Below are 24281 nucleotides of genomic sequence, written 5' to 3' on the forward strand. Positions count from 1 at the left end.
CATATTCTTTAATATGAGCGCCAGAGGTTCGATTCATAAAATTTTTTCGAGTTCCAAGAGGGGTGGGTCTCATGTGTCGCTTGCTCGGTGTCGTGTCGGCTGTACCGATCTCCGTCGCCGACGCGGTCGGCGCGCACGTGTTGAAGGACTTCGTCGCGCTCACCAAGGTGCACGGTGATGGTTGGGGCATCGCCCACGTCGACGAGCCGGGCGGCGAACCCCGAGTCGAGGTCTCGGCGGGCAGTGCGCTCGACGACCCGGCCTTCAACGCGGCGGTGGAGGACCAGCGTCTGACGGCAGGCATGGTCCACCTGCGGTGGGCCACCAACGGCCTGGCCGTGCAACCGCAGAACTCGCACCCGTTTGTCGTCGGCGGAGTTGCGATGGCGCACAACGGATCCATCAAACCGACCGGCCCGCTCGACGAGCTCGTCGAGCCGGGTATCGCCGCCTCGCTGCGCGGCACCACCGACAGCGAGCGGTACTTCGGGGTGATCCGCCAACATCGCCGGACCTCACCGGATCTGCCCGAGGCGGTGCGCCGCGCGGTGGCTCAGCTGCGCGCGCTGTATCCCGCCGCGAGTCTCAATGCGCTGGTGCTCGGCGAGGGGCAGTTGATCGCCGTACACGCGCACGCCCACAGTCAGCTGCCCGCCGAGGACATCGAGGAGATCACTGCGGCCGACCTGCCGACCGAGCATCTCGAGGACTACTTCGCGTTGCGGTGGGCCCGGGCCGGCGACGGCGCCCTGGTGGTGGGCTCGACCGGCTTCGGCGACCTGGACTGGCAACCGTTGCCTCCGGAGAGTGTCACCGCAATCTCGATGGCTGACCTGTCGATGAATTCGGTGCCGGTCATGGCAGATTGAGAACTGTGTCAGAGGACGCTGCGGAGACGGTGGCAAATGTCTCGACGACCGTGGAGGCCAGGGCCACCGCGGCGCTGCCCACGCTCAGCAAGGCTGAGCGCAGAGTGGGGCGCGCGTTGCTCGGCGACTATCCGAGCGCCGGGTTGGCCAGCGCAGCCCGGTTGGCCGAACGCGCCGAGGTGAGTCCGCCGACCGTGCTGCGGTTCGCCCAGTCCCTCGGCTACGACGGGTTCGCTGATCTGCAGGTGGCGTTGCGCGCAGAGCTCTCCGCGCGGTCGAACGGCCCGATCACCCGGCTGCCCGACGCTCCGGCCGCAGGCAGCCTGCTCGACCGGCTGCTGCAGCAGGGGCGTGCACAGAACGAGCGGGCCGAGCAGACGTTGGCGCTGCTCGCCGAACCCGCGCTGGAAGCCGCCGTCGCGCTGCTCGCCGACGCCGGACGAACCGTTTATCTGCACGGCGGCCGCTTCTCACATCTGCTGGCCCTGCACCTGGCCGCCCACCTCGAACAGCTGCGGCCGGGTATTCGCGTGCTGGGCGACCCGACCGGTGGAGATCTGGGTGCCCTGCTCGAACTCTCCCGCCACGACGTCGTCGTACTCTTCGACTATCACCGCTACCAGCGCAGCGCCGCCGAGTTGGCACAACGCGTGCACCGTGCAGGCGCGACCGTCCTGCTCGTCACCGACGATCTGAGCTGCCCGGTGGCGCCGGACGCCGAGGTCGTGCTGGCCGCGTCGAGCACCGTGGGCACCACCTACCAGAGCATGGCGGCCGGATTTCTGCTGACCGAACTGCTGATCCCGTTGGTCATGGACGCGATCGGGGAGCCCGCGCGGACCCGGATGGCGCTGTGGGAGGAACAACGGCGCGCTGAGCTTCTGCCCTGACAGTTACCCTGATCGGATGGCAGGTGGAACCAAACGGCTGCCGCGTGCCGTCCGAGAACAGCAGATGCTCGACGCCGCGGTCCAGATCTTCTCGGTCAACGGCTATCACGAGACGTCCATGGACGCGATCGCCGCGCAGGCCGAGATCTCCAAGCCGATGCTGTATCTCTACTACGGCTCCAAAGAAGAGCTGTTCGGGGCGTGCCTGAACCGAGAGCTGACCCGCTTTGTCGACGTGGTGCGTGGACAGATCGATTTCAGCCAGAGCCCGAAGGACCTGTTGCGCAACGCCGTACTGGCGTTCCTGACCTACATCGACGCCAACCGGGCCTCGTGGATGGTGCTCTACACCCAGGCCACCAGTTCGCAGGCGTTTGCTCACACGGTCCGCGAAGGCCGCGAGCGCATCATCGATCTGGTGGCCCGGCTGCTCAGCACCGGCACGCGTAACCCTGCGCCCGACAGTGACTTCGAGATGATGGCCGTCGCGCTGGTGGGCGCCGGCGAGGCCATCGCCACCCGGGTGAGCTCCGGCGACGCCGATGTCAACGAGGCCGCCGAGCTCATGATCAACCTGTTCTGGCGCGGCCTGAAAGGCAAGCCGTCGGAGGCCGGGTCTCAGTCGGCGGTCGGTTAGCGCGCACGCCACTGACTCTGCGGTGACGGCGCGGTGCTCTCGCACTTTTGCGACATACGCGCAGAGTCAACAGAAGGCGCGCGGTCGTGGGCATTGGCTCTGCGGTGACGGCGCTCGCCACTCGCTCGTCCGCGACATACACGCAGAGTCAACAGGAGGCCGATCGTCGCGGGCACTGGCTCTGCGGTGACGGCGTGGTGCTCTCGCACTTCCACGACGTACACGCAGAGTCAATCGGCTAAACCGCGAGGCCCTGCACGAGGCTGAACGGTGACGCCGTCGCAACCACCTCGGTGAGTCGGAAACCCGCTTGCTGGTACAACTTTCGGTATTCGTCCTCGGTGCGCTCGCGGGCGGCGATGCCGATCAGCATCTCCATGTCGATCCACTTGGCGAGGAACTCCCGATCATGTTCTGGGATAACAGCTTCCACGAGAAGCAGGGTGACGCCCGGCTTCGCAGCAGCGCGGATATTCCGCAGGATCGTCAGGGCCTGCTCATCGGGCCAGTCATGGATGATGTTCTTCATGATGTAGAGGTCGGCGCCGGCCGGTGCGCTGTCGAAGAACGAGCCGGGCACGATCTCCACCCGGTCGGCAGTTCCGTACTTGGCCAACAGTTTTGGTGCACCCTCGACCACTTGGGGTAGGTCGTAGAGGATGCCGCGGGCCGCGGGTGCCGCTTCGAGGATGGCCGAGAGCAGCCGCCCATGGCCGCCGCCCACGTCGGCGATCGTCGCGAATCGGGTGAAATCGAAACCCGCCACCACCGGGGCGATCGCGAGCTCAGAGACGCTGGTCATGGCGTCGTTGAAGATCTCGCCGAGCTCGGGATCGGAGTTCAGATAGTCGAATGCCGGCAAGCCGCGCATCTTGGGGATGACGGCCTCACCGGTTCGCACCGCCTCGCCGAGTTGGCTCCAGTGTTCGCGGTGTTGCGGTGAGCCGACGAATCGCGCCATTCCGGCGATCGAGACCGGAGCATCGGTGCGCAGCGGGTCGGCCAGGGCGTTGAGGGCGTAGCGCCCGTCGCGGGTGCGCCGGAAGATGCCTTCGCTGACCAGGGCCCGCATCAGCCGGTTGAGGGTGTCGGGGTTGGCGTCGACCCGGCGGGCCAACTCCTCGGGGCGCAGCGGGCCGTCGGCGAGCGCGTCGGCAACGCCGAGTTGGACCGCTGCGGTGATCCCCTGGGCCACCCAGGCTTGCAGAATCCTCTCCAGCAGTACGGCCGGTGGCGGAGCCGACCGCTGGTGCAGTTGGCGCAGGTGATGACGGATGCGATCGACGGCACGGACCAGCCCTACGGGGGGCACCTTGGCGGAAGTCACCGCCAGACTGTAGACAAAATTTGCCGCGTTGGGCGCGTTCGTAGCTATGTCAGGGTGGACGTGTGCTGAAGAAACTGTCGGTGCTTCCGATCTTGCTGTGTGTTGCTGCCCTGATGACCGCGACGGTGGCGTCAGCCGATCCGGTTTCGGCAGTACCCGACGGGCTCGCCATCGCAGCGTCTGCCGTCGCCGACGTGACCAAGCAGCTCGGCAAGCCCGCCAAGCTCAATGTCTCCACGCTCAACGAGTCGCAGGGCTGGGCCTTCGTCTGGGCCAAGATCACCGATCCCAGCGGCAGGCCCATCAGCTACGACAACACTCCGTTCGCCGATGCCGCGGCCGAGGGCGGCAAGTCGAAGAGCTACGCCGGTCTGTTCCACTCCGACGGCGGTGCCTGGAAGCTGGCCACCAGCAGTGTCGGCCCGACCGATGTCGCATGGACATCGTGGAGCAGCGAATACTCCGCTCCGGCGTCGATTTTCAACCTGTCGGGGTCGTAACCGAATTTGCCTGGGCGGGTCGCTCGTAGGTGGGTTTGTGCACGTCAGCGGTGCGAAATTCATGCAATGACCGGGCTGTGAGTTCGGGTAGCATTCGCCTAGCGACGTATCGAGGGGGTTGTGTTGATCGTGGGTGCGCCTTACCTGTCATCAGGGTCTTCGCTTGAATTCGCGCGTTGGACGCTGAGACAGGGCAGGTGACCACGTGACCGAAACCTTGCGGGTCGACACCGCGCTGGTGAGCGCCGCGGGCAGCAAGCTCGCGGGGATTGCTGGCGAGCTCCCGTCTGCCCCGGCCGTGACGAAGCCGACCGGTTCCGATGCGCTGTCGGCAGCGATCGCGGAAAAGATGCCGTCGGTGGTCGATCCGGTGGTGGCCAAGCTGCCCCAGGTCAAGCAGGCCCTGACGAAGTACGCCGACAACGTGACGAGCGCCGCCAGCAAGTACGAGACCACCGACGAGCAGGCCGCCCAGACCGTGCGCAAGGCATTCGGTCTGGTGGACGACGCGGCAGGCCAGGGCGGCGGCTCTCCTACAGCGCCTGGTGGCGGAGGTGGTTCTTCGCCGGGCGGTGGCAGTGGCGGTGGCGGCCAGAAGTCCAGCGGCGGTGGCAAACATCATCGCGGCGGCACGGGCGACGGCAAGACGGCGTCGGGTTCCGCACCCGACGCGGCCGGGGCGAATCCGGCGGCTGCCGCGCCTGCCGGTGGCGACCAGTCGGGCATGGGGCAGATGGGCCAGATGATGCAAATGCCGATGCAGATGGCGCAGCAGGCCGCTCAAGTGCCGACGCAGATGATGGGCGCGTTGGGACAGATTCCGCAGACGGTGCTTCAAGGTGTGCAGGGCATCGTGGAAGCTGCCAAACAAGGGGCAGACAAGCCCGGCGAGGACGGCGCCGACAAGGACAAGCAGGCTGAGGATCAGAAGCAGAAAGATCCCGCTGCCGAGCACAAGCCCGACGGAACGCCCGCAGGCCCGCCCAAACCCGCCGCGCCCACAGCTCAACATCCGCCTCAGGCCGTGGGACCGACACCCGGTTCCAGCGCTGAGCGGGCGCCTGTGACGCCCAGTGCGCCGCGCCATGCTCGCCCGGAGTCGAGTCCGGAGATTTCTTTGTGATTGATCGGTTTGTTGGTGTTGTTCGGACTGTAGGGGTCGCTCGATGACATTGCCGCCACCGCCGGGTAATTCGCCGCAACCGCCGTATGGCGGCGGTGGCGGTGATCCGTTCGGACCACCCCACGGTGGACCGGGCGGGTCCTATCCGGGTCCGCCTCCGGGAGGCCCGGGTGGCACATATTCCGGTCCGCCGCAGCAATCCGGGCCGCCACAGCATCACGCACCGTCCTGGCAGCCGCCGCAGCAGCAGGCCCCACAAGGGCCTCCGCAACCACATTGGGCCGGCGCCCCTGCCGGACCTCCCGGTCAGCCGCCGAAAAAGGGTGGCAACGGCATGAAGTGGGCGCTCGGCGGTGTCACCTTGATCGCCGTCATCGCGATCACCGCGGCGGTCTCCATTGCCCTTACGAAGGGCAGCGGTGGCGGCGGCAATGGCACGCCCAGCGCATCTGCGTCACCGTCCGCGTCTGCTTCGGGAACTGCGAGCAATAGCGGCGGCGAGATTGCCAGCGCTAATGACACTGGGCCGGTCAATATCATTACTGAGGAACCGACGTGTTCGGCTCGTCGGCCTATCAACGACAGCTTCGTCCAGGCACAGAAGAAGACAGGCTGGGTCAATAGAGATCCGTCGATTCCGGCGACGAGTTGGTCTCCTGAAGCGCGCGCCCAATATGAACAAATGGGCCAAGCTATGCGAACGGCTGCCGACCAAATGGTGCCGCTAGTAAAGGTAACTCCGCACAGGGTGGTCCGGGAGCTTTATCAACAGTTTATTGCTTATGCCCGCGCCTACAGCGACTCGATTCTCAATTATGTTCCAAGTGACGATAATCTCGCAGGTGTTGCTCTAGCTAGTGCTACGACTCTGGTTGACATATGTACTGCAATAGACAAGAAGTCTGCCGAGGCTCGGTTGCCGTTAGTTAATCAGCCAGCCCCTCCGTCGCAGGTTGCAGAGATCGGGGACATTGCTAATCCTGCACGCATGATGGATTCTGCCGACTCCACATGTGGTGATTGGGATCAACTGCTGAAGCAATATGATGCAAATGCCACTGTGGTCGAATGGGGACAGATTGACCCAAATCTTCCGGCTACAGAATGGAAGCCTGACCAGCGCGCCCTCAACGATGCTGTTGTGCCGATTATGACTAAGGTCGCAGACGACGTAGAGCACCTGGGTAGGTCCAGCTCCAACCCAGTAATTCAGGATCTGGCAGTTCTCTCTGCCCAGTACCGTCGCGCATATGCTGCTGCGATCCCGACGTATACTCCTGCTGATTCTTGGCTCAATAGCACGGCAGGTCGGAGCGCCGCGGTGTTCTTCTGGGCTTGTAAAGCGGCTGGGGGGTAACCCGTGGGCATCGGGAAGCCGAGTGATCCGCATGGCTTAACAGAGCCGGCGGCGTGGCCAGAAATAGACGAAGATGTCTTGAGGAATTGCGCAGATGCCTTTGACAAGGTAGCCAAAACCATTGCGGACCAGTTGGACGCGGCGAAACATCAGAAAACTCAAATGTTCGATGGAGTCGGGATCTGGTCGGGTGGCGCTGCCGGCGTCGCATCGGGTGTTCTCGATGCGCGTATATCCGAACTGGATTCGTTGAAGACAGCACTGGCCGCTGCCATAAAATTCTTTAACGATGCGTACGACGCTGTGGTAAAAGCTAAGAATAAAATAGCGGAAAACGTTGCGAACGCCAATAGTGCGATTGATGCCATCAATGGAAATGACAAAATCGACAACAAAGACGACGCAATACAAGCCATTGTAGACATGGCGCGTAAAGCAAACTCGGCGATAATTACCTCTGAAGCTGCGTTCATTTCTGGAGGCGCCCCCAGCGGAGAAGATCAGCAGCCTGACTTTGTGGTGAATCCGGCGGGCTTTAGGGGAGAAGGCCCTGGAGGTGACGCCGACGGAAAAGGCGCGGGCGGATTTGGCAATCACCTTGTCGGCAGTCGCGGTGATACTCCTGGCTCAGGGGGCGGAGACGCAGATGCCAAGGGAGGAGGAGACGCCGACGCCAAGGGCGCAGGCAATAATGCGGACCATCAGGGCGGCAGCGGTGGCGACAGCAACGACTCCGGGGGCAGTAGTAAAGAGGGAGATACGAAGGGCTCGGGGGAAACCACCACAGAGCAAGGTGGCAGCGATGCAGATAACAACAATTCACACGGCACCCCTGGCACACAACTTCCACCGGTAACTATTCCGGGCCCAGGCGTCCCAGGCCCACCCACACACCACGTCCCAGGCGTTGGCGCACCATCGGTCGTCCCGGTCGGCGGTGCACCAGGCGGTCCCGGCGCGCCGAGTATCGGATCGCCGGGCGGGACGCCGAGCACGCCGTCTTCGCCGACGACACCCGGCAGCCTGAACCCTGCAGCGCTGAATCCGCAACAGCAGCAGCTCAATGACTTCACCAAGGCGATGAGCGATGCGGCGTCGAAGGTTACTCAGCCGTTGACGCAGACCGGACCTCCGGTGAATCCGACTGCGGCAGCATCGACGCCGTCGACACCGCTGCAGGCCCCGCCGCCGGCAGCTGCTCCGCCTCCACCTGCGGTGTCGGCTCCGGCCGCGTCCGCGTCGTCGTCGGGCGGTGGTTCGGGTTCGGCGCCGGTGAATGCGAATGTGAACGTCAACTCGGCTCCGTCGTCGCCGATGCCGCTGGCGCCGGCACCGTCGGTTCCGTCGGCGGGTCCCTCTGCTCCTGCCGGATCGACCGGTGGTCCGATGGGCCCCGGCGTGATGCCGACTGGCGCGTCGCAGGGCGCAGGCGCGGGTGCGGTTCCTCCGCCGCCTGCTCCGGTACCGGTCTCGGCGGCGCGCATGGAACGCGACGCCATCGCCGTGTCGTCGACTGCTGCTGCGCTGCAACGCAAGCAAGCTGGCAATGACCCGTTGGCGGTCGCACGGCGTATCGGTGCTGCGCTCAACATGGGGCACTCGAAGGACCCCGGCTTCTACTGGGTCACCGGCCTGACGAAGGACGGCGCCATCGTGGTCGCCAATACCTACGGGCTGGGCTACATTCCGGATGGAGTAAAGCTGCCTGAGTCGGTGAAGCTCGCGAGCGCCGACGAGTCAATCCCGGCCGGTGTGCGGGGGAGCTGGGCGACGTATCCGATCGTGGCGCTACACGGTTGGGCGCAGCATCACGACACCACGCTGCGCGCGGTGATCGCCACCGAGGACCAGTTCAAGGGGTTCGATCCCGGCGCGGCGCCAATCATCTTGCAGCCCGACGATATTCCGGAGACTGGCCAGATGCAGGGTCGGGACCGGCTGACGGTCATCTCACCTGACGTATCGGCGCGCCTGATGAAGATGAGCGATGCCGCGCTGATGGAATTGCTGCCACCGGCCTCGGTGGATGTCGAAGGGCCGCAGAACCGTCGAGTTGAGTTGCTGCTGGAGGTGTTCCGCCCGCTGCTCAGCAGCGATCCCGGCCGCATCCCGGTGCAGCTGGAGGCGATGGTCAGCTATGCCGACCACATGCAGGAACTGGCGATCCACAGCGCGCACACTGCGGCTGACGGCGAGGCGCAACGCTCGGCGATCGCCGACTGGCTGTACTGGCAGCACTTGGGTGTGCTGACCTCCGATGCGCTGGCAGGCGCGAGTTGACGCTGCCGTTCGACGAGGACGATTCCCTGCGGTACCCGCCAACGCCGGTGATGCCGGAATTGTTCGTCGATCTGGATCTGCAGCTGTTCACCGCAGCCGACGAGACCGCACGGTGGGCGGCCCTGGTGGCAGGCACCCGTGAGGTTCTGGACAGGTTCGCGCACCTCGCGTCGCCGAAGGTGCGGGTATCCACCGGGCCCGAAGTGGTGCTCAGTCGACTCGACGCGTGCGTACAGGGTTTCGGCGCCAACGGCGCTGAACGGTTTGCGCAGTGGCTGCGGACCGTCGTCGATGTGCTGGAAGCCCATGCGTCCCTGCAACATCGGTGCATACAAGACATCCGCGCGGCAGGCAACGAAGAGGATGCGACCGCCGCGATCATCGACGCTGCGGAGTCGATCAATTCAGCGGCCGACGCGATGGCCGAGTATGCGTTCGCGGCATTTCCACCCCGGCCCGACGGGCCTCCCAACTACGCGCTGATGGCCCAGGCCGGACTGTGCCTGGCTGCAGAGACTCACCGGGTTCCCCTCCGTACCCAGCTGGACGGCGCGGGCGGGGCATCGGGATCCGCCGAGTTCAATCCCTTTGTGGCAGCGCTGTTCCGGTTGGAGTTGGCGACGCATCGCCGGTTGTATCGGCTGTTCTACGACCTGTGCTTCCACGTAGGTTTCGATTTGCATGACAACCCCGACGTGCGGTTTGACACACCCGATGGTGTCGACCGTCAGGGCCTGTGACGAGAGGAAGGTGAGCGATGGGGAACGTTCATGTCGATACGACGGTATTGACCAGCCGCGCAAGCCAGGTGCTGGCGATGTCCTGGAAGACCAATGTGTCGCAGGCCCAGGCTCCGGACAGTGTGCCTCTGTCGGTCACGGCTGTGGCGAACCTCAACGCCTGTGCTAATTCCCTGATGGCGTACCAGAACTGCGGCAAGCTGCAGAGCGAGCGGCTTGCGGGAATGCTCAACGACACTGCGAAGCTGTACGACGACGTCGACAGACAATACGCAGGGAAGATGGGAGACCCTGGACGACTGTCCGCCGTCGACGCCATCCCGGCGCCGCAGTCGTCGACACCGCCGCCAACGCTGCCGGATGCACCGACGCCACCAGCGATGGTAAGCGCGGCGGGATACAGCACCGTCGAGCAGAACGATCAGCAGCTCAATAGTGGTCCAGGTATCGGCGCGTTGGACTCCGCCAGCACGGACTATAAGGATGCGGCGAACATGCTTGCCAAGGTGGAGGCGCCGCATTTCGAAAACTGGGAAGGCACCGCAGCCACCGCAGCAATGGACCGGTTCAAGGAGCTCTACACCTGGTTGGGTGAGCTGAGCAGCAAATGGACTGCGTTGGCCGCGGCTGCCGACCAAATCAAAGCGGCACATAACAGGGCGGTAGACGAGCACGCGCCGATCCTCCAGTCGTACAACGAGTACCTGCGCAAACTGCAAGAGCTTATGAATGATCCGAACGCTGACCCGGCGCTAATCGACTTGATCGCTCGCACATTGACCAAGCTGCAGCAGGATTCCAACGATGTCCTGGAAAAGTACGCCAGGAGTGCGTCGTTCAGCCCGCCCAACGTGTCCGATCCGCCATTCGCTTCAGGACGCACAGGCAATCCGTCTGCCGGTCCCGGCGGCGGAAAAGAAGGCGGCTCGAAAGGCGGCGGCGGCGGCGGAGACAGCAAGGACTCCAAGGGCGGCAGCCCTCAGGTATCACCTGCGAGCGCTGATCCGAATGCGGCACAACAGAAATCGGGATCGCCTTCCGGTGGAGGATCACCCGCGGGCGGAGGTGCGCCGTCTGGTGGGTCACCGGCGGGAGCCGGTGCCGGAGGGGCGCCGTCGGGCGGTATGCCCGGGGGAATGCCCAACGCGGGCAAGCCGACTTTGCCGAAGCTCAACGAGCCATCTCTGAAACCGGCCAGCCTGGGCGGCGGTGGCGGCGCCAAGGGTGGCGGCGGTGGTGGAGGCGGAGGCGGCATGCCCAAGATGCCGCTCGGGCCGGCGGTCGGATCGGAGTCCGTCGCCCCGACTCCTGCCGCTGCAAAAGCGGGCGGCCCGGGTGCCGCTGGCCCGGCGCCCGCGGGTGCCGGCATGGGCGGCGGTGGCATGGGTGGCGGCGGTATGGGCCACGGCGGCGGTCAGCAGGGAAAGGAAAAGCGTCGCGACCCGAACCTGTCGCCCGACGAGGATCTGTACAAAGAGGATCGCGCGTGGACAGAACCCGTCATCGGCCGCCAGTCCCCGCAGCGGCGCAAAGCTCCCGACGGCAAGGACAGCGGCAGCTGACGACAGTGAGCTGACGCTGCTGATTGGGGCTCGTAGCATGGGGGCGTTGCCGTGACACCACGTAAGACATTGCGCGCCAGGATGATCGTCGTGCCGATGGTGCTACTCGTTGTCGCGCTTGCGGCGTGCGCCCCGACCGCTCACCGCCCTCAGCAGAGAGACGCCTCGATGAAGGCTCCGGCGAGCAAGACCACTTCCAATCCGGTTCGGCACGACCTTGAGCCGATCACGAAGCGCTTCCCGGTGCTCGGCTCACTGATGTCGGGTGCGTGGGTGAGCGGAGACATGGGTGATCCGAGCGTGCCGGGACCGTCGCTGTACTGGATCGACGCGGTCGTCGAGCTGACGGCAGAAACGGCAAACGATCTGAAGCAGCAATACCAGCCGGTCCCGACGACGGCAGTGCCGAAGGTGTGGAACACCTTGACCGAATTGCTACCGAAAGGTGGCTATCTCGCCAGCGATCAGCTGGATGCGGCCTTCACGACGACGAAGCTGAAGTCGAAAGCGTTCGTGGCAGCGGATGCGCCGGTTGTCGTCATCAGTGCCATCGGGGAGTAGCCGAAAGCCCCCGCCGCGAAAGCGACGGGGGCCCAATGCGACACCTCAGAGTGCGGAGACTGTCCCCGTCAGATGCGGGTAGCCCTTCGACAGGTTGCGCAGGGTCAGTTCCCAGCCGTCGGTGTCCCGTGACACGTAGAGCCCCGCGTTTGCGGGCAGAATCACGGGCTTGGCGAATCGGACCGAGTACTTCACCGCGTTTGGCAACTGTCCTTCGATGTTGGCCAGAACTGCTGCCGCGCTGAACATTCCGTGTGCGATCACGGTGGGGAAGCCGAACAGCTTGGCCGCGATGGCGTTGGTGTGGATCGGGTTGTGATCCCCGCCGACGTCGGCGTAATGGCGGATCTGCCCGGGCGTGATGCGCAGGATGGCATTCGGCGGGCCGAGCTTGGGCTGCTTCTGTGGCGGCGGTTTCGGTTCGTCGGACAGGCTGGTGCGCTGCTGATGCAGGAACGTCGTCACCTGATGCCAGGCCAGATCATTGCCGACCTTGAGATCGGTGACGATGTCGACCAACAGTCCCTTGCGGTGCTCCCGCAGGTTCTCCGCATGTACGGCGGCGCTGACGGTGTCGGTGACGGCGATCGGCCGGTACTGGGTGATGTGGTTCTCGGTATGCACCGAACCCATTGCGGCGAACGGGAAATCGAAACCGGTGACCAATGACATCACCGTCGGGAACGTCAGTGCGAACGGGTAGGTCAGCGGCAGCGTATCGCCGAACCGCAGCCCGGTCACCTGTGCGTATTCCGCGACGTTGGCCGGGTCGATGGCAAGGTCGTCTACGGTGATGGTGCGGGTGGGCAGGGTATCGGAGCGGGGGACGAAAGGTAACGCCCCCACCACGGCGCGGAGCATGTTGTTCACGCCGTCACGCCCCCAGCATGGCCTGGCCGCACACCCGGATCGTGTTGCCTGTCACGGCATTCGACGCGGGATTGGCGAAGTAGGCGATCAATTCTGCGACGTCCACGGGCTGACCACCCTGGAACAGGGAGTTGAGTCGTCGGCCCACCTCGCGGGTCGCCAGCGGAATCGCCTCGGTCATCTTGGTCTCGATGAAGCCGGGGGCCACCGCGTTGATGGTGATGCCCTTCTCGGCCAGCACCGGGGCCAGCGCATCGGTCAGCCCGATCATGCCGGCCTTGGTGGTGGCGTAGTTGGTCTGGCCGCGGTTGCCCGCGATGCCTGCCATCGAGGACAGGCCGATCACGCGGCCACCCTCACCCAGGGCGCCGGCAGCCACGAGGCCCTCGGTGAGCCGCTGGGGCGCAAGGAGATTCACGGCGATGACGGCATCCCAGCGGCCCTCGTCCATGTTGGCGAGCAGTTTGTCGCGGGTGATGCCGGCATTGTTCACCAGTACGTCGACCTTGCCGCCGTCATGCTCGGTGACGTGCGCGACGATCTTGTCGACCGCGTCCTCGGCGGTGACGTCGAGCGTCAGCGCGGTTCCGCCGACCTTCTCGGCCACCTTCTGCAGGTCCTCTGCGGCCGGCTCGACGTCCACAGCCACCACAGCCGCGCCGTCACGTGCGAACACCTCGGCGATGGTCGCCCCGATGCCGCGCGCTGCGCCCGTCACAACGGCGACCTTGCCGTCGAGCGGCTTGTCCCAGTCTGCCGGCGCAGTGGAGTCCGCCGCGCCGACCCGGAACACCTGTCCGTCCACGTAGGCCGACTTCGCCGAGAGGATGAAGCGCAGCGTGGATTCCAGACCGGTGGCGCCGGGCTTGGCGTCGGCGGCCAGGTACACCAGGGCGACTGTGGCGCCGCGGCGCAGCTCCTTGCCCAGCGACCGGGTGAAGCCCTCGAGCGCCCGCTGGGCGATCTGCTCATGCACGCTGCCCGCCTGCTCGGGCGTGGTGCCGACGACCACGACTCGTGCGCACGGGGCCAGGTTGCGCAACACGGGCGTGAAGAACTTGTACAGCTCCTTGAGGCCCGCGGCGTCGGTGATGCCGGTCGCGTCGAGCACGACGCCACCAAACGAGTCGGCCCAGCGGCCGCCGATGTTGTTGGAGACGACGTCGTAGTCCTCGGCGAGCGCGGCGCGCAGAGGTTCGACGACGCGGCCGCTACCGCCGATCAGCAGCGACCCGGGCAGCGGTGGGTCGCCGGCACGGTAGCGGCGCAGGGGCTCGGGCTGGGGCACACCCAGCTGCTTGGCCAGGAAGGATCCCGGCCCGGAGTTCACTATCTGCGAGAGCAGGTCGGTAGCCATACATACGAACTTACTCCAGAGTAAGAACAGTGGGTAATATGGCCCGGGACAACCCGACAGTGGAGGGCAAACAGATGGCCAACAACACGACCCGGCGACGCGTTGCCGTATTGGGTGGCAACAGGATTCCGTTCGCGCGGTCCGACGGCGCTTACGCGAACGCCTCCAACCAGGACATGTTCACCGCGGCGCTGGACGGCCTGATCGACCGTTTCGGCCTGGCGGGCGAGCGGCTCGGCGCGGTAATCGGCGGTGCGGTGCTCAAGCACAGCCGCGATTTCAACCTCATGCGCGAGTGCGTGCTGGGCAGTGCGCTCTCGCCGTACACTCCCGCATTCGACGTGCAGCAAGCCTGTGGCACCGGCCTGCAGGCGACCATCGCCGCCGCCAACAGCATCGCGCTGGGGCAGTACGAATCGGCGGCCGCCGGTGGCGTTGACACCGCCTCGGACGCCCCGATCGCCTTCGGCGACGACCTGCGCCGCGTGCTGCTCGGGCTGCGTCGCGCCAAGTCGAACGTCGACCGGCTCAAGCTGGTCGGCAAGCTGCCGGCATCGGTCGGGGTCGAGATCCCGGTGAACAGCGAGCCGCGCACCGGCAAGTCGATGGGCGAGCATGCCGCGATCACTGCCAAGGAGATGGGCATCAAGCGCGTCGACCAGGACGAACTGGCTGCCGCGAGCCACCGCAACATGGCCGCCGCCTACGACAGCGGCTTCTTCGACGACCTGGTCACACCGTTCCTCGGCCTGTACCGCGACAACAACCTGCGCGCCGATTCGAGCCCGGAGAAACTGGCCAAGCTCAAGCCGGTGTTCGGGGTGAAGCTCGGCGACGCCACGATGACCGCAGGCAACTCGACCCCGCTGACCGACGGCGCCTCGGTGGCGCTCTTGTCCAGCGAGGAGTGGGCTCAGTCGCACGGACACGAACCGCTGGCGTATTTCGTCGACGGCGAGATGGCGGCCGTGGACTACGTCAACGGTCCCGACGGTCTGCTGATGGCTCCCACTTACGCCGTGCCGCGTCTGCTCGCCCGCAACGGCCTGACGCTGCAGGATTTCGATTTCTACGAAATCCACGAGGCCTTCGCATCGGTGGTGCTGGCCACGCTGACGGCGTGGGACTCCGAGGAGTACTGCAAGGGCCGGCTGGGCCTGGACGCCGCTCTGGGCACCATCGACCGGTCCAAGCTCAACGTCAACGGCTCATCTCTGGCCGCCGGGCACCCGTTCGCGGCCACCGGTGGGCGCATCGTCGCCCAGCTGGCCAAGCAGCTGGCCGAGAAGAAGAAGCAGACGGGTCAACCGGTGCGCGGCCTGATTTCGATCTGCGCTGCCGGCGGGCAGGGCGTTGCAGCCATCTTGGAGGCCTGAACCGTCCTGACCTGGGTTTTTACCCGCCACGAAAACATTCGAAAAGTTTGTTTTCTGGGTGTGTAACGGCCCGCCCTGGGACGTCGATACACGGGTAGCTCCGTGTTGCCGTCTGACCCCCCGACCCGACGGCAACACGGGGCCACCTTCAAACTTCCCTTGAATTCCGGTCGAATTTTCCTCTGGTCTGAGGGGTACTCGAGGCGTAGGCTCGACCGTACGACGGGTTCGGGAGTGACTGATCCGAAGAGTCGGTCGAAGGGGTGAAAGACCGGCGGCGCGAGACCGATTGAGACGCCCCCAAGTGTCCTCCCGAACCCGCCTTTTTTGTCTCCGCCCGCTTAGCGTTGAGACCATGCAAACCAGCATCATCGGCTCTCTCAGCGATACCCGCGGCCGTTCCCCGATCGACGCCACCGTAGAGAATCTGGCGCAGCTGCGCGACGAGGGTTTCCGGCGGGTGTGGATGACCCAGATGCCGTATGAACCCGATCTGCTGACGGTGCTCGCAGTGGCGTTCCGTGAAGTCAGCGACATCGAGGTCGGCACCGGCGTGATTCCCATCCAGAACCAGCATCCGATGCTGCTGGCCCAACGCGCCCTCACACTCAATCTGATCGCCGATGGCCGGTTCATCCTGGGCCTGGGCATGACCCATCAGGCGGTCACCGAAGGCATGTGGGGCATCCCGTGGGACAAGCCGGTCCGGCGCCTGCGTGAGTACCTCGACGGTCTGCAGCCGCTGCTCGCCGGGGAGGCCGCCGATGCGCCCGGGGAAACCGTCACGACCCGCGGTTCGCTGCAGATCCTCGGTGCGCCCGCACCCGACATCTACATCGCCGCCTTGGGTCCGCAGCTGTTGAAACTGGCCGGGCGTCGCACTGCGGGCACCATCACGTGGATGACGGGCCCGACCACGCTTGCCCAGCATGTGTCACCGACGCTGCGCGAGGCCGCGCAGGGCCGCCCGGTGCGCGTCGTCGCCGCGTTGCCGGTCAGCGTCACGGACGACGTCGCGGGTGCCCGCGCGCAGGCCGCCAAGCAGTTCGCGATGTACGGGCAGCTGCCGTCCTACCGCGCAATGCTCGACCGTGAGGGATACGCGGGACCGGAGGACGCCGCGATCATCGGCAATGAGGCCGAGGTCGCCGAACGCATCGAGGCGCTCGCCGGTGCCGGGGTGGACGAGTACGTCGGCGTGGTGTTCGATGCGTCGCCCGAGGCCAGGGCCCGCACCCGCGCATTGCTGCGCTCGATCGACAACTGAGGTGTGGCCAGCCCCACCACATATTGGCTGGACTGCACCATCGTGCAGTGCGATGGTGTCCGGCAACCATGGGGAACGTGACTACCACCGCGATAGCACCAGCCGTTGCTGATGACTGGCGTCGAGTCCTGCGCACGCCACTGCGAGCCCGGGCCTGGCGCGCCTACCTGTACTTCCTGCTGATCAGTCTTCTGGCCGTGGTCGGTGTGGTGTACCTGTTCGCGACCGGCTTCGTGTCAGGAGTACTACTGGTCACCCTGGTCGGCATTCCGTTGCTGGCCGTCGTCGTGCTGACGGGACGACGGTGGAACGCGCTGTACCGCGCGTTGGCCCGCTTGGTCGGGGTCGACATCGACGCGCCTGCGCCGTTCGCCCGGCCGGCCGGGCTGGCCCAGACCGTGGCGGCAGCGCTGACCGATGCCGTCGGCTGGCGCAGCTTGGGCTTCCTCGCGCTGCAGAGCATCGTGATGACCCCGGTGGGCTACCTGGTCCTGGTCGGCGTCGTGATGTCGGTCAGCCTCGTGGCCTCTCCGGTGATCTGGGTTGTCACGGGCGAAGCCGTCGTTAGTTTCGGCGAGCCCGTCCAATCGCTCGGCGTGTACCTGCTGTTGGCCCTGGGTGGGCTGATCGCGCTGTATCTGCTGGGCTGGCTCATGCTCGGGATCGTGCGTGCCCATGTCTGGCTGGCCGGCACGCTGCTGGCCGCGCCGGCCCGTGAGCGCAGGGTCGCCGAACTCGAAAGGGCGCGTGCCGATGTCGTCGACGACTCGGCCGCCACCCTGCGCCGTGTCGAGCGTGACCTGCACGACGGCACCCAGGCACGGCTGATCGCCGTCGCGATGACGCTGGCCCGCGCCGAGGAGCAGCTCACCGATCCGAAGAAGACCGACCGGGCGCGCAAACTGGTGTCCGACGCGCTGGCGAACACCAAGGACACCTTGACCGAACTGCGCGATATCGTGCGTGGAATACGGCCTCCTGCTTTGGATCTCGGTCTTGGACCGGCAGTGCAGACCTTGGTGGCCCGCAACCCGATCCCGGTGGAACTGGTCGACGACATCGAGGTGCGTCCGTCGCTGGGAGTGGAGACACTGGCATATTTCTGTGTCGCCGAACTGTTGGCGAACGTGTCGCGGCACTCGGGGGCCACGCAGGCCACGGTCTGGTTGCGCAGCGACGTCGAAGAACTACGGATTGCCGTGGCAGACAATGGTTCCGGCGGAGTGCAACCGGGCAACGGGTCGGGCCTGACGGGCTTGGGCGAGCGGTTGCGCATGGTCGACGGGCGCCTGGACATCGACAGTCCCGCCGGTGGCCCCACCACCGTTACCGCCGTCGTGCCATCGGGTGCCCAGCGATGACCCGGCTGGCCATCGCCGAGGACAACGCGATCCTGCGGGACGGGTTGACGCAGCTGCTGGTCGAACGCGGTCATGACGTGGTGGCCAAGGTCGGCAATGCCGACGAAATGCGCGACATCGCCGAGACTTTGAGTCCCGAGGTATTTGTTGTCGACATTCGGATGCCGCCCACATTCACCGACGAAGGGTTGGTCGCCGCGGTCTCATTGCGCCGGTCGCACCCGCAGATCGGAGTGCTGGTCTTCTCACAGTGGGTGGAAACCCGTTATGCCGCTGAACTTCTCGCGGGCAACCCAGAGGGTGTCGGATACCTGCTCAAAGACCGGGTGGCCGACATCGCCGAGTTCGATGCGGCCGTGCGGCGGGTTGCCTTAGGCGGCACCGCGCTGGACCCCGAGGTCGTGCGCCAACTGATGGGCAGCCGCCGCGGTGCCGACACCCTGGACCGGCTGACTCCGCGTGAACACGAAGTGCTCGCGCTGATGGCCGAGGGTCATTCCAACAGTGCTCTGGCCGAGCACCTCTCGATATCCGAACGCGCAGTGGAAAAACACATCGGCAGCATCTTCACCAAGCTGGACCTGCCGCCGTCGGCGGCGCACCACCGCCGGGTGCTGGCGGTGGTCACCTACCTCAACTGCTAGCGGAGGGAACGGTAGTCACTGATTGGGCGAACGCAGTATCGGTGCGCGGTAGCGATATTTGGCGATGAGATACATCACCACACCGAGCGCTGACAGCGCTGCGAGTGCCATCCATTCAGCGGCGGCGAAATCGACGGCACAGGCTATTGCGACCCACCCGAGCAGCACCGCGCCGACCAGGGGCAGCACCCCGCCGAGGAGCGCGTCACGCCAGTTGGACAGCACCCGGTCACGCAGGGCCCAGGCGGCGGCGAGTGCGGTCAGCGCGTAGTAGCAGGCAAAGAGGAAGCCGACGGTCGCGATGAGAAGGTCGAGGGCGTGCGCGACGCTGGAGGCCAAGATGTACATCCAGGTGGCGGCGATGCCCAAGCCGCCGATCAGCAGGGTGCTCGCGGCCGGCGTCTGGAACTTGCGGTGCACCTTGCCGAAGACTGACGGCAACACCTTGTCGCGACCCATTGCCAGCATGATGCGTGCCAGGCCTACGATGGTGGCCTGGGTCGCGGCCAAGACCGACGCCACCACTGCCAGCGCCATCGCCTTTGCCCAGCCGGTTCCGGTCAACTCCTCCGCGACGAACACTGCGGCGTTGGTGGAATGCTGCTCCATCGCCTCAGGTGGCGCGACGGTGGCAAAGGCGAAACATATCAGCGTGTACATGACACCCAACACGATCACGGCGATGATCACCGCCTTTCCGGGGTTGGTCTCAGCGCGCTCGGTCTCCTCGCTCAGATAGATCGAGGTGTCCCACTGCGCGATCATGAAGATGACCAGCAGCATCGCGGCTACGAAGCCGCCGGTGCCACCCACACCCGAAGGGCTGAGCCAGGCCCACGTCGGATGCACCGAGTTCGGGCGGTCGTTGGCGAACAGGGCCCAGAATGCCAATGCCGAGAACAGCAGCAGGACAGCGTATTCGGCGATAGCGAGGGATAACTGGAGTCGTCCCGTGAGCTGTACACCGATGACGGCGAACGCGGTCAGGAACGCGCCGAGCACCGTCGCGGCAATCACGGTTCCCCATTGACTGCTCGGATCGAATCCGAGCAGTGCGAGCACGGCGGGGCCGATGCTGACGAAGTTGATGATCAACGAAACAATGAAGGTCACTGCGAGGATCCATCCGACCCCGAACCCCGCACGCGGACCGACCGCACGTCCCACCCACGCGTAGGGACCGCCACAGTCCTGCTCCCACAGGTTCATTCGCTGGAACGCCACGGCGATGCAGAGCATCGCGAGCGAAGCCACGATGATCGACGGGATGAACCCGTAACTGCTGGCAACGATCAACGGCGCCAACGAGACCGCAACCACCTGACCCGGCGCCGCCCCAGCCATGCTGATGATCGTGCTTTCCCTGAGCCCGATTGCACTCTTCCGTAGAGTCGGACCGTCATCCGCGGGTCCGGGTGGGCGCGATGCAGCTGGGTTGTCGTGGCGCTCTTCCGGTGTGGAGGGCTGCGTGACCGACATGGACGTCTCCTTGGTCGAAGAGTCGTGATTGCTGGTTCGGAGATCAAATCGAGGATGGTGGGGTAGTCGGGCGTCCTGCGGACTCTTGTTGCTGCGCCTTCTGTTTCCAGAACCACAAGCCGTGGCGCATGGTCCACTGCCCGTCGGCTGGCGAAAGCCCGAGGGTGGTGGGTGTGTTGTTTCCTGACCTGTGAGCACGAGCCGTCGACGAGGCAGGGCGGCAGCTCATCGACGGAACAAGCTCTCGTGCGCGGGTGAGTAGATGCCGTTGACGTTCGGTGAGCACGGTGCCGCTGTGGCGGGTCAGTTCAGTGACAAGCTCGACGAATCGAGCTTTGAGGCGGTGCACATCCATGCCGAACCGCGGCAAGGTGTCTTCCTCGTCAGGTCCGCCGTACGGCGCCCAGTCGACCATGTAGCGAACTATGTCCCAATCGAATTCATCGATCGGTAGCGTGCTTGCGTTTGCCATCGCTGGCTGACCGAACTGCGGCTACGTTGCCGTGGTGTTGAAGAAGACGTTCTTCACCTCGGTATACGCGTCAAGTGCGTCGGGCCCGAGTTCGCGTCCCATGCCGGACTGCTTGAACCCGCCGAACGGTGTGGCGATCCGCACGGAGGTATATGAGTTCACCGCCAGCGCCCCCGCGTCCACCCCGCGGGCAACGCGCAACGACCGCGCGGCGTTCGAGGTCCAGATCGAGCCTGCAAGACCGTAAATGGTGTCGTTGGCCCGGGCGACCGCCTCATCCTCGCTGTCAAAAGTGAGTACCGAAACAACTGGACCAAAGATCTCCTCACGGGCCGACCGGTGATCATCGTCGATCGGGTGAAGCACGGTGGGTGCAAACCAGAAGCCGGGACCGGTCGGTGCCGAACCGCGGAAGAGCACCGGTGCGTCGTCGACGTAGCTCTGGACGGTCGCAGCATGTCCTGCCGAGATCAGCGGACCCATCTGCGTGTTGTCCGAAAGCGGGTCGCCGACAACGATGTTGGCGACAACCTTCTCGAGTTTCTCCAAAAATGGCTGCAGCGCGGACCGTTCGACGAAAACCCGCGAACGGGCGCAGCAGTCCTGGCCCGAGTTGCCGAAGACAGCACCCGTGAGGCCCTCGGCCGCCGCGTCGAGATCGGCGTCGGCGAATACCAGTGCCGCGGACTTGCCGCCCAGTTCCAGCGTGACGCGCTTGATGCCCTCGGCGGCCCGCCGTGCGATGTCCTTGCCGACATCGGTCGATCCGGTGAACGCGATCTTGCCGACGCCGGGATGCTCGACCAGCTGGCTTCCGATCGTGCGTCCCGGGCCGACGACGACATTGAACAGGTCGGAAGGCAGCCCGGCTTCGACGGCGAGCTGTGCAAGCCGCAGCGAGGTGAGCGGCGTGAGTTCAGCCGGCTTGAGCACCACGGCGTTGCCGGCCGCCAACGCCGGCGCCACCTTCCAGGCGGCGATCGTCAGCGGATAATTCCACGGTGTGATCAGGCCGACCACACCGATGGGTTCGCGGAACGTCATGTCCACGCCGCCGGCGACCGGGATGGTGTGTCCGAGAAGACGTTCCGGCGCCGCCGCGTAGTAGCGGAATGTGGCGGCCACCCCGGCGATCGCACCTCGGGCGTCGCTGATGGGCATACCGACGTTGCGGGCTTCCAGCTGGGCCAGGGCTTCGCGGTTGTTGTCGACCGCTGCGGCGATGGCCAGCAGCGCCTCCGCGCGGAATTGGGGTGGCTGCGCGGCCCACTGTCGCTGTGCAACGCTTGCGCGGGCGATCACGTCTTCCAACGCTGCGGGCGTGATCTGCTCGAGTGACTCGATGACCTGTTCGGTCGCGGGTTCGATTACGTCGATGACGGCCATGTCAGTGGTTTCCTCCGAGTGCGTGGGCAGCGTTGTTGATGAAATCGGTAAGGGCGTGCTGCAGTTCTGCGGCCTCGGGATGCCACTGCACACCAAGCACATACCGATGGTCGGGCCATTCGATTGCTTCGGGCAGTTGGTCGGGCAGCGATCGCGCCGTGACTACGGCACCACTGCCGAGCTGATCCACGCCCTGATGGTGGTGGGAGTTCACGGTTTGGATTCCACTGCCGCACAACATCGCCGCGTGGGTTCCGCAGTCCACCTCGACTTCGTGAAAGGTCTCGTGGTTGAGCTTCCCCGGGCTCGGCCGGTGTTCGGCGTATCCGGCGTCGAGCAAGTGTTGATGCAGTGTCCCGCCTGCGGCGACATTGAGAATCTGCATGCCCCGGCACACACCCAACACCGGAACATCACGCCGCAACGCTTCCCGTGCCAGTGTCAACTCGAATTCATCGCGCAGTGGTTCGGTCGCTTCGGTGCGGCCGTTGTCTGTCGCTCCGTACGACGACGGCTCGACATCGACCCCACCGATCAACAGCAATCCGTCGACGCGGTCGACGAGGAGGCCGGGGTTCGCGACAGCTCCGGTGTCGGGTATGAGGCCGAGTGGGATCCCGCCTGCGGCATGGATTTTGCTGAGATACGTCGCCGGAATGATCGCGGCCTGCTGGGTCCAGAAGCCCCAGTTGGCGACCTCGAATGCCGTGCAGACTCCGATCACGGGTGCGGTCATGCCGGATCAGCCGATCTCGGCCGCGAACTTCGCCTCTGCCTCGGTGAGGCAGCGGTCGACGATCTCGATGGCGCTCTCGGCTTCACCGCGGGTCAGCACGAATGGCGGCGCGAGGTGCAGAACGTCCCACACCCGAGTGACCAGACCCTCTTCCTGGGTACGCAGGGCGAGCTGCTTGATGAACGGATGCGCAGTGCCCCACGCCTCGCGGGTTTCCTTGCTCTTGACGAAATCGATTGCGCACAAGAGACCTTTGCCGCCGCGGACATCGCCCACAGTGGGGTGGCTGCGCAGTTCGTTCGCCAACTCGAAGAGGTAGTTTCCCATCTCGGCCGAGCGTTCGACCAGGTTCTCCCGTTCGAGGATCTCGATGTTCTTCAGCGCGGCGGCAGCGGCCACGGCATGGCCACCGAAGGTGATCAGGTGGCCGAGCGCGTGTCCGTCGGGACGGAAGTCGTCGAAGATCGACGACCGGACCGCCACAGCCGCGACCGGTGCGTAACCACTCGAAAGGCCCTTGGCCATGGTCATAATGTCGGGAACCACGCCGTAGTGCTCGGCGGCAAACACCTTGCCGGTGCGTCCCCAGCCGGTGATGACCTCGTCCATGATGAGCAGAACGCCGTACTTGTCGCAGATTTCGCGCAGCATCTGCCAGTACACCGGGCTGGGCAGGTGAGTGCCGTTGGCGACCGAGATCGGCTCACCGATCACCGCCGCGACGTGTTCGGGGCCCTGGATCAGGATCTCCTGCTCGACATAGCGGGCGCACATGATGTCACCGGCCTCGCCATCGAGCCCGAAATCGTTGCGATAGTGGTTGGGGTTCGGCACCTTGCTCACTCCGGCCATGAACGGTCCGAAGTACTTCTCGCTGGCGCTGCCCGTCAAACTCGCCGCGCCGAAGGTGGTGCCATGGTACGAGCCGCGGCGGGCAATGATCTTGTAGCGCTTGCTGAATCCGCGCATCACCTGCACCTGCTTGGCGATCTTCATCGCGCTCTCGACTGCCTCGGATCCGCCCGAGCACAGGAACACCCGGTCGAGGTCGCCCGGGGTGAGTGAGGCGATTTTCTCGGCGAGCTTGATCGCCGCGGGATTGGCGGCGTTGGATGCGGCGGTGTAGGCGATCTTCCCGGCTTGTTCGGCCATGGCTTCGCCGATCTCGGTGCGGCCGTGGCCTGCCGCGACCACGAACAGCCCGGCAAGGCCGTCGATGTACTCTCTGCCGTGGACGTCGATCAATGTCGAGCCGCGGCCTTCCACGAAGACTCGGAGCCCGCCGTCGATCAGTTCGTTCCATTCCAGGTCGTTGCTGTGCAGCCACAGGTGGTCCAGCGCAGTGGATTCCAGGTCATGCCGAGTCTCAAGTGATGTCATAATTTGTTCCTTTCCTTGGGGTTTCAGTCCGTTTACCAGCCGCGTTCGGCGAGCCTGTGTGGTTGGGGGATGTCGTCGACGTTGATGCCGACCATGGCCTCGCCCAG

Annotated in this window: 24 protein-coding genes; 14 read left to right on the forward strand and 10 right to left on the reverse strand. The window is 65.3% G+C overall.

What is annotated here, in order from left to right:
• Window positions 1-71 precede the first annotated feature (71 nt).
• From BST13_RS29795 to BST13_RS29805, 3 genes are read left to right on the forward strand one after another with little or no spacing between them, the layout of a single operon-like run.
• The gene (locus BST13_RS29795; RefSeq protein WP_083168663.1) at window positions 72-869 is read left to right on the forward strand and encodes a class II glutamine amidotransferase; all 798 of its coding nucleotides are present in this window, start codon (window positions 72-74) and stop codon (window positions 867-869) included.
• Between the two features lie 5 nt (window positions 870-874).
• Entirely contained in the window at window positions 875-1759 is an 885-nt protein-coding gene (locus BST13_RS29800; RefSeq protein WP_245839856.1) for a MurR/RpiR family transcriptional regulator, read from the forward strand.
• Window positions 1760-1775: 16 nt separating this feature from the next.
• The gene (locus tag BST13_RS29805; protein ID WP_083168635.1) at window positions 1776-2396 is read left to right on the forward strand and encodes a TetR/AcrR family transcriptional regulator; all 621 of its coding nucleotides are present in this window, start codon (window positions 1776-1778) and stop codon (window positions 2394-2396) included.
• Between the two features lie 238 nt (window positions 2397-2634).
• Here BST13_RS29805 and BST13_RS29810 read toward each other — a convergent pair whose 3' ends face one another.
• Window positions 2635-3723: a methyltransferase gene (locus BST13_RS29810; protein ID WP_083168636.1), complete on the reverse strand. Its 1089-nt coding sequence runs from the start codon at window positions 3721-3723 to the stop codon at window positions 2635-2637.
• A gap of 62 nt (window positions 3724-3785) precedes the next feature.
• Between BST13_RS29810 and BST13_RS29815 the strand changes: the two genes are divergently transcribed.
• The 3 genes from BST13_RS29815 (at window position 3786) to BST13_RS29825 (ending at window position 6703) form a co-directional block, all read left to right on the forward strand.
• Complete coding sequence (locus tag BST13_RS29815) at window positions 3786-4223, forward strand: hypothetical protein (RefSeq protein WP_245839857.1); 438 nt, start codon at window positions 3786-3788, stop codon at window positions 4221-4223.
• A 205-nt stretch (window positions 4224-4428) separates the two neighbouring features.
• A complete protein-coding gene (locus BST13_RS40225; RefSeq protein ID WP_142282864.1) occupies window positions 4429-5346 on the forward strand; it encodes a type VII secretion target in 918 nt (305 codons plus the stop codon).
• 334 nt (window positions 5347-5680) lie between these two features.
• Window positions 5681-6703 (forward strand): hypothetical protein, encoded by a 1023-nt coding sequence (locus tag BST13_RS29825; protein ID WP_211296213.1) that lies wholly within the window; start codon window positions 5681-5683, stop codon window positions 6701-6703.
• A gap of 36 nt (window positions 6704-6739) precedes the next feature.
• On the opposite strand, the gene BST13_RS38800 is transcribed toward BST13_RS29825, so the two are convergent.
• Both BST13_RS38800 and BST13_RS39895 read right to left on the reverse strand, forming a co-directional pair.
• Window positions 6740-7300, reverse strand: a complete 561-nt coding sequence (locus tag BST13_RS38800; protein ID WP_142282865.1) for a hypothetical protein — start codon at window positions 7298-7300, stop codon at window positions 6740-6742.
• Window positions 7301-7809: 509 nt separating this feature from the next.
• Complete coding sequence (locus BST13_RS39895) at window positions 7810-8202, reverse strand: hypothetical protein (protein ID WP_142282866.1); 393 nt, start codon at window positions 8200-8202, stop codon at window positions 7810-7812.
• On the opposite strand from BST13_RS39895, the gene BST13_RS29835 reads away from it, so the two are divergent.
• Genes BST13_RS29835 through BST13_RS29850 form a run of 4 tightly spaced genes read left to right on the forward strand, consistent with a single transcriptional unit; the run spans window position 8186 to window position 11846 of the window.
• Window positions 8186-8983 carry a secretion protein EccK gene (locus BST13_RS29835; RefSeq protein WP_095533759.1) on the forward strand — a complete coding sequence of 266 codons (798 nt, stop codon included), beginning with the start codon at window positions 8186-8188 and terminating at the stop codon, window positions 8981-8983. The two genes, BST13_RS39895 and BST13_RS29835, sit on opposite strands and share 17 nt — an antisense overlap.
• A complete protein-coding gene (locus tag BST13_RS29840) occupies window positions 8980-9723 on the forward strand; it encodes a hypothetical protein (RefSeq protein WP_083168639.1) in 744 nt (247 codons plus the stop codon). The genes BST13_RS29835 and BST13_RS29840 overlap by 4 nt, the downstream gene beginning before the upstream one ends.
• Window positions 9724-9740: 17 nt before the next feature.
• Window positions 9741-11285 carry a PPE domain-containing protein gene (locus BST13_RS29845; protein WP_142282867.1) on the forward strand — a complete coding sequence of 515 codons (1545 nt, stop codon included), beginning with the start codon at window positions 9741-9743 and terminating at the stop codon, window positions 11283-11285.
• A 51-nt stretch (window positions 11286-11336) separates the two neighbouring features.
• Entirely contained in the window at window positions 11337-11846 is a 510-nt protein-coding gene (locus BST13_RS29850; RefSeq protein ID WP_142282868.1) for a hypothetical protein, read from the forward strand.
• 45 nt (window positions 11847-11891) lie between these two features.
• Here the strand turns inward: BST13_RS29850 and BST13_RS29855 are convergent, their stop codons facing one another.
• Window positions 11892-12707 (reverse strand): MaoC/PaaZ C-terminal domain-containing protein, encoded by an 816-nt coding sequence (locus tag BST13_RS29855; RefSeq protein WP_083168672.1) that lies wholly within the window; start codon window positions 12705-12707, stop codon window positions 11892-11894.
• Window positions 12708-12720: 13 nt separating this feature from the next.
• Window positions 12721-14073: a 3-oxoacyl-ACP reductase gene (locus BST13_RS29860; protein WP_083168644.1), complete on the reverse strand. Its 1353-nt coding sequence runs from the start codon at window positions 14071-14073 to the stop codon at window positions 12721-12723.
• 74 nt (window positions 14074-14147) lie between these two features.
• Between BST13_RS29860 and BST13_RS29865 the strand changes: the two genes are divergently transcribed.
• The 4 genes from BST13_RS29865 (at window position 14148) to BST13_RS29880 (ending at window position 18721) form a co-directional block, all read left to right on the forward strand.
• Window positions 14148-15449 carry an acetyl-CoA C-acetyltransferase gene (locus tag BST13_RS29865; RefSeq protein ID WP_083168674.1) on the forward strand — a complete coding sequence of 434 codons (1302 nt, stop codon included), beginning with the start codon at window positions 14148-14150 and terminating at the stop codon, window positions 15447-15449.
• A gap of 355 nt (window positions 15450-15804) precedes the next feature.
• Window positions 15805-16716 carry a TIGR03564 family F420-dependent LLM class oxidoreductase gene (locus BST13_RS29870; protein ID WP_083168645.1) on the forward strand — a complete coding sequence of 304 codons (912 nt, stop codon included), beginning with the start codon at window positions 15805-15807 and terminating at the stop codon, window positions 16714-16716.
• Window positions 16717-16784: 68 nt separating this feature from the next.
• Window positions 16785-18077: a sensor histidine kinase gene (locus BST13_RS29875; protein WP_083168647.1), complete on the forward strand. Its 1293-nt coding sequence runs from the start codon at window positions 16785-16787 to the stop codon at window positions 18075-18077.
• Complete coding sequence (locus BST13_RS29880) at window positions 18074-18721, forward strand: LuxR C-terminal-related transcriptional regulator (RefSeq protein ID WP_083168648.1); 648 nt, start codon at window positions 18074-18076, stop codon at window positions 18719-18721. The genes BST13_RS29875 and BST13_RS29880 overlap by 4 nt, the downstream gene beginning before the upstream one ends.
• A gap of 15 nt (window positions 18722-18736) precedes the next feature.
• On the opposite strand, the gene BST13_RS29885 is transcribed toward BST13_RS29880, so the two are convergent.
• The 5 genes from BST13_RS29885 to BST13_RS29905 form a co-directional block, all read right to left on the reverse strand.
• Window positions 18737-20065, reverse strand: coding sequence for an APC family permease (locus BST13_RS29885; RefSeq protein ID WP_158087214.1), 1329 nt, complete (start codon window positions 20063-20065; stop codon window positions 18737-18739).
• A 178-nt stretch (window positions 20066-20243) separates the two neighbouring features.
• The gene (locus BST13_RS38805) at window positions 20244-20615 is read right to left on the reverse strand and encodes a hypothetical protein (RefSeq protein WP_142282869.1); all 372 of its coding nucleotides are present in this window, start codon (window positions 20613-20615) and stop codon (window positions 20244-20246) included.
• Window positions 20616-20693: 78 nt separating this feature from the next.
• The gene (locus BST13_RS29895) at window positions 20694-22058 is read right to left on the reverse strand and encodes an aldehyde dehydrogenase family protein (protein ID WP_083168653.1); all 1365 of its coding nucleotides are present in this window, start codon (window positions 22056-22058) and stop codon (window positions 20694-20696) included.
• A 1-nt stretch (window position 22059) separates the two neighbouring features.
• Window positions 22060-22794 (reverse strand): gamma-glutamyl-gamma-aminobutyrate hydrolase family protein, encoded by a 735-nt coding sequence (locus BST13_RS29900; RefSeq protein ID WP_083168654.1) that lies wholly within the window; start codon window positions 22792-22794, stop codon window positions 22060-22062.
• Between the two features lie 6 nt (window positions 22795-22800).
• Window positions 22801-24174: an aminotransferase family protein gene (locus BST13_RS29905; RefSeq protein ID WP_083168656.1), complete on the reverse strand. Its 1374-nt coding sequence runs from the start codon at window positions 24172-24174 to the stop codon at window positions 22801-22803.
• Window positions 24175-24281 lie beyond the last annotated feature (107 nt).

This window comes from Mycobacterium aquaticum, assembly GCF_002086485.1.
Classification (GTDB): Bacteria; Actinomycetota; Actinomycetes; order Mycobacteriales; family Mycobacteriaceae; genus Mycobacterium; species Mycobacterium aquaticum.

Excerpts from the sequence above, each read along its gene's own strand:
- BST13_RS29795 (WP_083168663.1), top strand. The coding sequence starts at position 72 with ATGTGTCGCTTGCTCGGTGTCGTGTCGGCTGTACCGATCTCCGTCGCC.
- BST13_RS29805 (WP_083168635.1), top strand. The coding sequence starts at position 1,776 with ATGGCAGGTGGAACCAAACGGCTGCCGCGTGCCGTCCGAGAACAGCAG.
- BST13_RS29825 (WP_211296213.1), top strand. The coding sequence starts at position 5,681 with ATGAAGTGGGCGCTCGGCGGTGTCACCTTGATCGCCGTCATCGCGATC.
- BST13_RS29835 (WP_095533759.1), top strand. The coding sequence starts at position 8,186 with ATGGAACGCGACGCCATCGCCGTGTCGTCGACTGCTGCTGCGCTGCAA.
- BST13_RS39895 (WP_142282866.1), bottom strand. The coding sequence starts at position 8,202 with ATGGCGTCGCGTTCCATGCGCGCCGCCGAGACCGGTACCGGAGCAGGC.
- BST13_RS29845 (WP_142282867.1), top strand. The coding sequence starts at position 9,741 with ATGGGGAACGTTCATGTCGATACGACGGTATTGACCAGCCGCGCAAGC.
- BST13_RS29855 (WP_083168672.1), bottom strand. The coding sequence starts at position 12,707 with ATGCTCCGCGCCGTGGTGGGGGCGTTACCTTTCGTCCCCCGCTCCGAT.
- BST13_RS29860 (WP_083168644.1), bottom strand. The coding sequence starts at position 14,073 with ATGGCTACCGACCTGCTCTCGCAGATAGTGAACTCCGGGCCGGGATCC.
- BST13_RS29865 (WP_083168674.1), top strand. The coding sequence starts at position 14,148 with ATGGCCAACAACACGACCCGGCGACGCGTTGCCGTATTGGGTGGCAAC.
- BST13_RS29870 (WP_083168645.1), top strand. The coding sequence starts at position 15,805 with ATGCAAACCAGCATCATCGGCTCTCTCAGCGATACCCGCGGCCGTTCC.
- BST13_RS29875 (WP_083168647.1), top strand. The coding sequence starts at position 16,785 with ATGGGGAACGTGACTACCACCGCGATAGCACCAGCCGTTGCTGATGAC.
- BST13_RS29880 (WP_083168648.1), top strand. The coding sequence starts at position 18,074 with ATGACCCGGCTGGCCATCGCCGAGGACAACGCGATCCTGCGGGACGGG.
- BST13_RS29885 (WP_158087214.1), bottom strand. The coding sequence starts at position 20,065 with ATGGCTGGGGCGGCGCCGGGTCAGGTGGTTGCGGTCTCGTTGGCGCCG.
- BST13_RS38805 (WP_142282869.1), bottom strand. The coding sequence starts at position 20,615 with ATGGTCGACTGGGCGCCGTACGGCGGACCTGACGAGGAAGACACCTTG.
- BST13_RS29895 (WP_083168653.1), bottom strand. The coding sequence starts at position 22,058 with ATGGCCGTCATCGACGTAATCGAACCCGCGACCGAACAGGTCATCGAG.
- BST13_RS29900 (WP_083168654.1), bottom strand. The coding sequence starts at position 22,794 with ATGACCGCACCCGTGATCGGAGTCTGCACGGCATTCGAGGTCGCCAAC.
- BST13_RS29905 (WP_083168656.1), bottom strand. The coding sequence starts at position 24,174 with ATGACATCACTTGAGACTCGGCATGACCTGGAATCCACTGCGCTGGAC.